Annotated in this window: 9 protein-coding genes; 2 read left to right on the top strand and 7 right to left on the bottom strand. The window is 66.4% G+C overall.

Annotated features, from left to right (window positions below; all coding sequences use genetic code 11):
- Position 1: 1 nt before the first annotated feature.
- The 5 genes from ACFY2X_RS40970 to ACFY2X_RS40990 all read right to left on the bottom strand — a co-directional run bounded on the left by ACFY2X_RS40970 (position 2) and on the right by ACFY2X_RS40990 (position 3182).
- Positions 2–430 carry a hypothetical protein gene (locus ACFY2X_RS40970; protein WP_389948777.1) on the bottom strand — a complete coding sequence of 143 codons (429 nt, stop codon included), beginning with the start codon at positions 428–430 and terminating at the stop codon, positions 2–4.
- A 3-nt stretch (positions 431–433) separates the two neighbouring features.
- Positions 434–1990, bottom strand: a complete 1557-nt coding sequence (locus ACFY2X_RS40975; RefSeq protein ID WP_389948779.1) for a hypothetical protein — start codon at positions 1988–1990, stop codon at positions 434–436.
- 61 nt (positions 1991–2051) lie between these two features.
- Positions 2052–2411, bottom strand: coding sequence for a hypothetical protein (locus ACFY2X_RS40980; RefSeq protein WP_389948781.1), 360 nt, complete (start codon positions 2409–2411; stop codon positions 2052–2054).
- A gap of 83 nt (positions 2412–2494) precedes the next feature.
- Positions 2495–2806: a WXG100 family type VII secretion target gene (locus ACFY2X_RS40985; RefSeq protein WP_389948783.1), complete on the bottom strand. Its 312-nt coding sequence runs from the start codon at positions 2804–2806 to the stop codon at positions 2495–2497.
- Between the two features lie 43 nt (positions 2807–2849).
- On the bottom strand, positions 2850–3182 hold the full coding sequence (locus ACFY2X_RS40990) for a WXG100 family type VII secretion target (RefSeq protein ID WP_389948785.1): 333 nt from the start codon (positions 3180–3182) through the stop codon (positions 2850–2852).
- A gap of 431 nt (positions 3183–3613) precedes the next feature.
- Here ACFY2X_RS40990 and ACFY2X_RS40995 point away from each other — a divergent pair, with 431 nt between their 5' ends.
- Together ACFY2X_RS40995 and ACFY2X_RS41000 are read left to right on the top strand one after the other, a co-directional pair.
- Positions 3614–4780 (top strand): hypothetical protein, encoded by a 1167-nt coding sequence (locus tag ACFY2X_RS40995; RefSeq protein ID WP_389948787.1) that lies wholly within the window; start codon positions 3614–3616, stop codon positions 4778–4780.
- A 16-nt stretch (positions 4781–4796) separates the two neighbouring features.
- A complete protein-coding gene (locus ACFY2X_RS41000) occupies positions 4797–5567 on the top strand; it encodes a WXG100 family type VII secretion target (protein ID WP_389948789.1) in 771 nt (256 codons plus the stop codon).
- 112 nt (positions 5568–5679) lie between these two features.
- Here the strand turns inward: ACFY2X_RS41000 and eccB are convergent, their stop codons facing one another.
- On the bottom strand, positions 5680–7131 hold the full coding sequence (eccB, locus tag ACFY2X_RS41005; protein ID WP_389948791.1) for a type VII secretion protein EccB: 1452 nt from the start codon (positions 7129–7131) through the stop codon (positions 5680–5682).
- Positions 7132–7357: 226 nt separating this feature from the next.
- Positions 7358–9049: serine/threonine protein kinase (locus tag ACFY2X_RS41010; RefSeq protein WP_389948793.1), on the bottom strand; the 1692-nt coding region annotated here is incomplete at its 5' end.

The raw sequence follows: 9049 nt of genomic DNA on the forward strand, positions 1-9049 counted from the left end.
CTCACGCGCTGCTGGCGTCGTGACCCTTTTCGTAATTGGTGACGGCCTTCTCAAGCGCTGTGATCAGCGCCTCGCAGCCGTCGAACAGCATTTGCTGCTTGCCGCTCAGCACGGTGTAACCCTGCTCGACACTCTGCCCGTAATAGTCGGCCACCTGCCATTTCCCGGTGTCCGAAGGCCCCACGTTGCCGAGCCCGGAGACCTCGCCGAGGGTTCCGGGACCACTCCAGGTGGCGCTCATCGAACCCGGGCTCTTGCCCTGCAGGGCCTGGAGGTCATCTCTCAGCGCCTGGAAGATCTGCCTGATCCGGGTGTGGTTGAGCTCCGGGCCGGAGCCCGACCCCTCATCCGTCCCGTCGAGTCCGGGCCAGTTCTTCGCGAGTTCGAGCTCGGGAGGCGGCGGGCCTGCGAAATCGTCTTGCCTGGTCATCCTTTATGCCCTGCCCTTCCTCTTCGGGGTCCCGTCAATGAGGTGCGTCGTCGTCGACTTGTCACTCATGAACAGGTCCTCGTCTTCCCACATCCACGTGGTCCGCTCATGCTCTTCCGCCTCTTCGTTTTCCTTCGAGCCGTTTTTGCCGTGCGGAAATACGGATGGTGTCGCTCCGGTGCTCGCATTGAGGGCACGCGCGCCGTTCATGCCTCTGGAGTCGGCCGCCCCCCCACTGCCGAATGCGCCGCTTCCCGGTGTGGATGTGCCGATGCCCGTGGTGGAGCTTCCGGAGCCGTTGCCGGAGCCACTGCCTGAGGAGCCCTGATGGCCGGAGTTTCCCAGGAGATTCTGCTGGTTGAGGTCGCCCAGCTGGTTCGCTCGACCGGCCAGGTCACGCATGTGCGAGTCGTAGCCGGCCAGCTTGGTGTCGAGCCCGGAGGTTCCGGGCGGTTGCGTGCCGTTCCCGCCCTGGCCGTTGGCACCTGAGCCGCCGGGATGACCACCGTTCGCGCCCGGCCCGTTCTGGCTGGGGTCGTTCCAGCCGGGGATGTTGCCTCCGGGGATGTCGCCGCCGGGCCCGTTCTTGCCGGGGTCGTTCCAACCGGGCCCGTTCCGGCTGGGGTCGTTCCAGCCGGGGATGTTGCCTCCGGGGATGTCGCCGCCGGGCCCGTTCTTGCCGGGGTCGTTCCAACCGGGCCCATTTCGGCTGGGGTCGTTCCAGTCAGGGACGTTGCCTCCGGGGGCAAACGGATCGAACCCTTGCCCAGGGGGATACCCGCCGGGAATCGTGCTTCCGGGTGGGGCAGGGAGGTTGACAGGGGAGATCTTGGGCGGGGTGAACTCGGGGATGTCGGTTTTGAGCGAGTTCGGGAAGGCGTCGTTGACCTGCGCCGTGGCATCGGTGAGCTTCTTCAGATGCTCCTTGGCGGCCTTCATGTCCTGCTCCTCTTTGGAGTCACCGAACATGTTCATGAAGGGGCCGTCCGTGAACAGCGAGGTGACGCCTCCGACGATCGTTCCGCCGACGGCCCCGATGACGGCGCCGGGCACGGCGCCGACTCCCGCGAAGAACGAGCCCACTACCGCGCCTCCTCCGGCGCCGGCCATTCCACCCTGGTAGGCCCCTTCGAGGAAGGAGACGTCGCTGTCTGACTTCTCCGGTATGTGGTCGCCTCTGAACGCCTTCAGGGTGGTGCTGTACATCTCCAGGGCGGGGGCCACCCCCTTGGGAACGGGGGGACCCATTTTTCCCGGAGGGTTGGGCTCCACGATCGAGTCGACCACGCTCTGCGTCGATTCACGGAGTCGACGGAGCTGGGTTTTCACGGTCTTGGCGTCTTCGCCGGCGGTCCAGTTCTTGTCAAGAGAGTCGAGATGCTTGTCGAGCTTCTCGATCAGGGTGTTCAGCTTGCCCATCGCCGACCTGAACTCTCCAGCCGCGTTCTGGATCAGCTCCGGGTTGGCCTTGTCGAGCGCGGACTTCAGTATGTCCAGCGTTACGCCGTCGAATTCAGATGTGTCGATTTTCTGCCTGATCGGCATTTCTTGGGCGCCCACGAACCCTCACCCGTCCCCTCGAGCCGGCACCGTGCCTGCTGTGTCGCTTATGGGCCCGTCTTCAGACCTGGAGCTGCCCGGCCTGTTCCGCGCCCTTCTGGTGGGCGGTCTCGAAGTTCGTGAGCGCCATCCTGAGGAGCCCGATCGCGCTCTCGAGTTGCTTCGTGATCGCGGTGCAGTTGCCGCTGATCGCCCTCTCGGCGCCCCGGAAGCTCGCCTGGAAGCCCTGAGTGGAGGGCCAGGCGCCGCCGAATGCCTCGGGGGTGCTGGAAAGCTGCCGGACGGGCCCGGTCTCGGGGAAGAGAGGGGTGTCGTTGCCCTTCTCCCAGCCGGGGTTCAGCAGCGTGAGCACCTCTTTGAGATCCTTCTCGGCGTTTATGACGGCTTGGTGGCTGAGGTTGACACCGCCATCGTGACCCATGTCTCGATTCCCCGTTTCACAGTCATGGCTCATGCCCCCTCAGTCTCAGGCGACCGAGAGGGCTTTTCGAAGGATTCCTTCGATCACCTAACGTCGAACATGCCGGTGTTGACGCGCTCAGCATCCTGCATGTTCATCCGGGTGATGTTGATGTTCTTGGCCATCAGCTGGACGATGTTGGCCATTTCGCCGGCCTGCTTGTTCCAGGTCTGCCGCACCTGGTGGAAGGCCTGTTCCGTGGCACCCTGCCAGATCGCGGTCTTCTGCAGCAGCTTGCCTTCGAGGTCGTTGAGCTCCGTGACCAGGTCGTTGTAGGCCTTCTGGAAGTCGCTCTCACCGGCGTCCATGCCGCCATAGTTGATCAGTGTGACGTCGAACTCGTCATGAGCAGCCATCATGGTCTCCGTATCGTTCTTGAAGGGTGAGCGGGCTTAGACGTCAGTATCCGGACGAGGCGTTGATGAGGGCTTCGATCTTGTTGATCTCCGTCACCGCCTGCTCGTTGAACGCCCGGTAGTTCTTGTTGCTCGCCGCGACCTTCTCCGCGAGATCCTTGAGGCTCATCAGGATGACGTCGATACGGTCATGCCAGTTCTGGTGAACCTTGTTGAACGCGGCGTGCGAGTCACCCTTCCAGTTGACCTTCAGGGTGTGACCCGCCTGGTCAAGCCTCTGCTGGATGCCGCGGATCTTCTCCGCGGAGTCCTCGATCCAGTTGACAGCCTGAACCAGGTCGGCCTCGCTTACCTGTGTCTGCGACTGGTCCGCCATGATCACCTCCAGATGAGCTGCCGCACTCGCCTACCCCCGGATGGCCAGGCGGCGGCAGAGGACCACCACACTAGCGATCAACCGTCACATCACTCACGAGTCAAAAAATTAATATTTGATTACAAATATGCATATTTTTGGTATATGAGCAGCTTGTGAATTAATTGTTGCGCTACGTAGTCCACGTGTGATGCCTGCAATATAACGAAAAGTCCGTTTTATATATAGTTTGGCTATTTGGGTGATGGTGGGATGTCTCGGTGGTTGATTGCATTGGCGGGCGTCGGGAGCGCGACACCTCCTTTTCCGGACAAACAGTCCTCTAGGGAACAATCAGGATGGATCGCCTGTACGGTGGCCGAAAGGCTGACGTAGTCTGCATGATCGATGCGATCAGCTTGCGCGGGACTCACCTCGCGACGGAGGCCACTGTGACCGACTCCTCCGGAGCCAACTCCACCGGCTCCTACTCTTTTCCGGGTGTGAACACGAACCTGGGTTCCATGACCCCCGACCCCTACACCATGGACCCCGACCTCGAGATGGACCATAACCGGGTCAAGGGCCTGGGTGGCGGCTTGGGGAGCCGTGCCCCGGTCCTGGGGGAGGCGAGTAGCTACACCAAGACCATCGACATGCACACGCTGACCTTCGGCGTCATCGGGGGAGGCCTGAACGTGGCCCACCGCGAGGTGCGCGACAGCTTCGCCAAGGCCATGGAGAAAGCCAAAGGAGTTCTGGAGTCCTATAAGGAGGCGCTTCCCACCCTGGCGAAGAACGTCGAGGAGGCGCACAAAGCCAGCCAGGCCAAGCCGCCGGGCGATGAGGGCCCGCCGCCACCCGGCGGCGACCCCGGCCCCTTCGGCCCCGGCGGCATAAAGCCGCCCGGCGGTCTGGGTGATCTGCCGAAGCCTCCGGGTATGGGTGATCTGCCCAAGCCCCCGGGCACCGGTGATCTGCCCAAGCCTCCAGGCATGGACGACCTGCCCAAGCCTCCGGGTATGGACGATCTGCCGAAACCCCCGGGCACCGGTGATCTGCCCAAGCCTCCGGGTACAGGTGATCTGCCGAAGCCTCCGGGTATGGACGATCTGCCCAAGCCCCCGGGCACCGGTGATCTGCCCAAGCCTCCAGGCATGGACGACCTGCCCAAGCCTCCGGGTGTGGGCGATCTGCCGAAGCCGGGCGGGCTCGACGACAAGGACCTCAAGACCCAGCTCGCCGGATACGACCCGAAGCAGGCCGTCCAGGACGCTCTGGCCAACATCAGACAGCCGGGAACCTCGGATCTGAGGCTGCCCGGGACGGACGGTCTGACCACGGATCAACGAGGCCTCGGCGGGGGATACCGTACGGGCAGCGGAGGCTCCTTCCCCGGAGGAGCGGGCGGCGCCTCAGGGATGAACCTGGGGCGTGGCCCCGGCGTGCCGGGTGCCGGAGCTCTGGGTGCCGGTGGCATGCCGATGATGCCGATGACCCCCATGGGCGGAGCCGGCGGCGAAGGCGACAAGGATCGTGAACGCAGCACGTGGATTTCGCAGGAAGAAGACGTCTGGGGTGACGACGGAGACGTCGCGCCTCCCGTGATCGGAAGCTGATCGGAGGCCAGAGTTCGTGTCGAAGTACGAAGAAGGCCAGGCGATGTACATAAGCGCGGCCGCCATGAGCGCGGCGGCGTCGTTCATCATCCCCTACGCACGACCCATCACGGTCCTGATAACAACGTTGATCTCCGACCCGGGCGAGATGAATCGGTGTTCTGAGGAATGGTCTCCGGGCGCCGACAAGAGCCCCGACATCGCCTCTCTCCGGAAGGAGCTGAGGCAGATGGTGGCGGAGGTCGGCAAGAGCGACGGCAAGGTAACAGGCTGGAAGGGCACCGCTCATGACGCGTTCCTGAAGGCCTTCGAGGAGTTCGACACGAACCTCGCGCTTTTCGACACCCGTCGCCAAGGCGTGAGTGACTGCCTTACTTCGGCGGCGGACCTCTACTACGCGGGCGCCCAGATCAGCATGGCGATCGCGGGGATACTGGACCTGCTGGCGGCCTATGTGCTGCTCGCTCGCGCCACGGCGGTGTGGGGGCTGACCGCCGATGGGCAGGCGATGGGCATCTCCTCCAACCTCTCACGAACCATGGAGGGGGTCACGAGCTCGATAAGAAAGGGCACCTGGAAGGTCACCGGTTACGTCGTCGGCGTGTCCGTGTTTCTCAACCAGGAGAGCAAGGGGCTGGTCGGGGTGAAGCCCATGAAGGCGGAAGCGCCGACGTTCACCCAGGCCCTGAACTACGACAAGGCCTCCTACCAGCTGATCTCTCCCCCGCCCGACCTGAAGACCCCCGAATTGAAGGAGCCGTCGATGATCCCGAAGCCTGGCTGGTAGCAGCCGACGGTGACCGGCCGGGGACGACGCTGAGGACCCGGCCGGTCCTCACCGTCGTGACGGCGCCCCTCTCTCGCGGACGGCCGCCTCTTTCGAGAGCGGCCGTCCGCTGTCACTGCCGGGGCCGGACCGGCGCCGGCTGGTTGACCTGGATGGGCTTCAACGCCGCCTCGGCGTCGAGCGCCGGGCCCTGGGGGATCAGCCTCACCAGATCCGCCGGGATCGGGGCGACGTTCTCCGGGGCGTAGCCGAGGCTCGGCAGTGTCTCCACGGACGGGATGGAGTATCGCCGTCCCTGGTCGTCCATCAGGAAGAGCGGTCCGACCGCGTCCAGCCTGCCGTTTCCCGGCAGCAGCCCCACCAGGGCGCCGCCGCCCGCCGGAAGCACCACCTGGTCGACCACGTCCTGGCTGAACCACCCCTTCGGCGGCTGCGGAATCCGTACGGCGCCGCTGCTGCCCACGGTCAGCACCGCCCGCGTCGAGCCGCGCTCCGTGTCGGGATAGACGGCGCAGAGCAGGCTCGTCGAGGGAGCTGGGATGATCTTCGGCATCGTCGCGGGGAGCCCGCCTGCGTTCAGGTCGACGGCCGACTTCGGCATCGCGTTCGCCGTCGCGGGAGCCATGTCGACCGGCAGGGGCTGTGCCCCGCGGTACGCCCTCTTGATGGTGGGGTCCTCCAGCAGCAGCGCGGCCTGGGCGGGGGTGAGATCCGCCAGGCCGTCGGAGAGCAGGGCGTACCACTTCTCGGGTCCTCCGGTCAGCGACGGCACCTTGTACACCTTGCCGACCGCGGCCTTCTTACCGTCGGGTCCGCGTGTCGCGCGGCCGAGGTCCGGGATGGACGGCGCCTCGAAGGGGCGCCCCTCGGGCAGTGCGTTGAGCCAGGTGGCCGGGACCTGACGGGGCTGCCCCTGGGCCAGCGCCCGCATGCTCTTGGCCGGCAGCGGCAGCCGATAGTTCGACCAGAGCAGCCATGCCTGCCCGCCTCCTCCGACGATCATGCCCGTGCCCGGCTGGATCGGCGTGCCCCCGACGTTCATCCCGCCGACCAGCGTGGTGTACGGCTTGCGCTCGCCGTTGGTGTCCACGGCCTCCGTCACGCAGGCCGACCAGGGGGTGCGTACCAGCTTGCCGGGGGCGGGCAGGGATTTGGGGGCGCCCGGAATGCCCACCAGAGCGCCGCGCTGGTATCGCGCGAGCGAGGCCGCGCTGACCGTGCGGACCTTCACGTTCTGCGCGCGCAGCAGCAACCGCGCGGAGGTCGCGTTGTCGACGGGGATCATCTTCCCCTGGGGGGCGCTGTAGACGAAGATCGCGCCTGACTCCTCCTCGACGATCATTGTCCCGGGATCCGTGAGCGCGGTCGCGCTGCCGGGCTTGAGCAGCCCCAGAATGCCGAAGACGGCCGCCACCAGCACCGCGACCAGCGCGCTGCCGAACATGGCCACGTTGTGCCTGCGCATCGGAGACTCGGGAAGATCCGGCTCTCCCTGGAGCAGGGCCATGCCCAGGCGCTGGCTCATCAGCTTGTACGCCTGGTAAAGATCGCGACGGGTCTGCATCCCACCTCCGCCTCGCCGGGTGCGCGGTACCCCACAGCATAGAAGCGTGATCACCCGACGGTCTCATCGAAGCAGGGGGAGATCGTCGGTCATCTGGTCCGGCCGGGGCGGCAGTCTCGCGCCGGCGGTGTACGGCCCGGCGCGGTCGATGCCGCTCAAACGACGAAAGTCCCCTCCCTGGCGAGCTCAGGGGGAGGGGACTCTCCGTGTCGAAGCGGGGACCGCGTTATCCGCAGTTGGCCCAGTCGGCGCCGGTGTTGCCGGCGGGTCCGCCGCCGGTGTAGCGGACGCACTTGCCCTTGGAGGGGAGGTAGACCGGGCCGGCGTAGTACTCGTAGTTGCCCCGGTCGGTCTTGGATCCGCCGTTCTGGACCTCAAGGGTGGCCCAGACCGAGGTGGCGGTGCCCACGTCGGTGCTCTTCATGGTGACCACGCAGGTGGTGCCGGTGGAGGTGTTGTAGAGCTGGTGGACGGTTCCGCCGCTGAAGGATCCGGAGCGCTGCAGGTAGTAGCCGGATCCGCAGACCTGCTGCGGGTTGTAGGGGTTCGGGCGAGACGGCGGAGGCGACGACTTCGTCGGCTTCGGCGTGGGCTTGGTCGGTTGCGCCGACGCGGTGGGTTGTGCGGGCTTGGTTGGCTGCGCGGATTTGGTCGGTTGTGCGGATTTGGTGGGCTGCGCGGACTTAGTCGGTTGCGCAGGCTTGGTGGGCTGCGCCGACGTGGTGGGCTGTGGGGTTTTGGTGGGCTGAGCGGGCCTGGTCGGCTGTGCGGACTTTGTCGGCCTCGACGTCGGTGGCTGCGAGGGCTTCTCGGTGGGGCTCGCTTTCCGCGTCGGCGTATGCGTGGGCTTGGGAGCCGGCTCAGCGGTCGGCTTCGGTGTGCGGCCGGGCTTCGGCGCCCGGGTGTTTTTGGGCGTGTTCCTGGACTTGGCGGATGTGGGCGTCACCTTGGCATCGGCCCTCCGGGTCGCCTCCGGTGCCGTCTTGGCCGGGAGCGTCGGCACCGGGATCGGCGGTGGAGTGACGAGCGAGGTCGGCGACGGGACCGACGGCGAAACCGTTGGAACGTCCGTGTTCAGCTGTAGCGGCCCGACATCTGGAGCCTGCGGATCGGGTGTGCTGCCCCAGGGTACGGTCACCTTGCCGACGTCCGCCGGGGCGTCCCCGGTGCCCTGACCCTGTCCTTGCGGCTGGCCCTGTCCCTGATCAAGCAGCGTGGGGAGGGCGGCGGAGATCTTCTGCTCGGCGGCTACCTGCCCCGCGTTGTCAAGGGAGGTGTACCGGCCGGCGGCCCACAGCCCGAGTCCGGCCAACAGGACGGCCGCACCGACGAAGGCGGCCGGCACGAGGGGGAAGCCGCCGTTCCTCGGCCGGTTCTCGCTCGACGCAGCTGCGGGCGTGGCGGCCACGTCGGCCTGAGATGTGTTTTTCGGCAGTGAGGGAGCACTCCAGACCGGCTGCGCGATGGGTTGCGGTTCGGCCGGTACGGCCGAAGCCGGGGGAACGGCCTCGTCCGGTGAGTCGTCCCTTTTCTCGAAGCCGGCCGTACGGCCATCGGCGGAGTGCGTGGGGTTCGCCGGTTCTTCGCCGAGTAGGCGGAGCATGGCGGCTCGGGTGTCGGGGCGTTCGTAGGGCTGTTTGTCGAGGCAGGCGATGAGGAGCGGGGCGAGTTCCGGTGGGATGCCGGTGAGGTTGGCCGGGCCTTCGAGGACCTTGCCGAGTTGTCCGTCGTAGGGGGCCTGGCCGCTGGCGGCGTAGGCGACGGTCGCGGCCCAGGAGAAGAGGTCTCCGGGTCTGCCGGGGATGGGGCGGGGGGCGCCTGGGGGGAGTTGGGTCTCGGCGTGGAGGAGTTCGGGGGCGCGGTAGTCGGGCTCGGTGGTGGGCAGGCCCAGGCCGATGTCGCAGACGCGGGGTCCGTC

This window comes from Streptosporangium sp. NPDC000396 (assembly GCF_042898655.1).
Lineage (GTDB): Bacteria > Actinomycetota > Actinomycetes > Streptosporangiales > Streptosporangiaceae > Streptosporangium.

What these genes read in the sequence shown, in the direction of transcription:
- ACFY2X_RS40970 (WP_389948777.1), bottom strand. Translation starts at nt 430, where the DNA reads ATGACCAGGCAAGACGATTTCGCAGGCCCGCCGCCTCCCGAGCTCGAA.
- ACFY2X_RS40980 (WP_389948781.1), bottom strand. Translation starts at nt 2,411, where the DNA reads ATGGGTCACGATGGCGGTGTCAACCTCAGCCACCAAGCCGTCATAAAC.
- ACFY2X_RS40985 (WP_389948783.1), bottom strand. Translation starts at nt 2,806, where the DNA reads ATGGCTGCTCATGACGAGTTCGACGTCACACTGATCAACTATGGCGGC.
- ACFY2X_RS40990 (WP_389948785.1), bottom strand. Translation starts at nt 3,182, where the DNA reads ATGGCGGACCAGTCGCAGACACAGGTAAGCGAGGCCGACCTGGTTCAG.
- eccB (WP_389948791.1), bottom strand. Translation starts at nt 7,131, where the DNA reads ATGCAGACCCGTCGCGATCTTTACCAGGCGTACAAGCTGATGAGCCAG.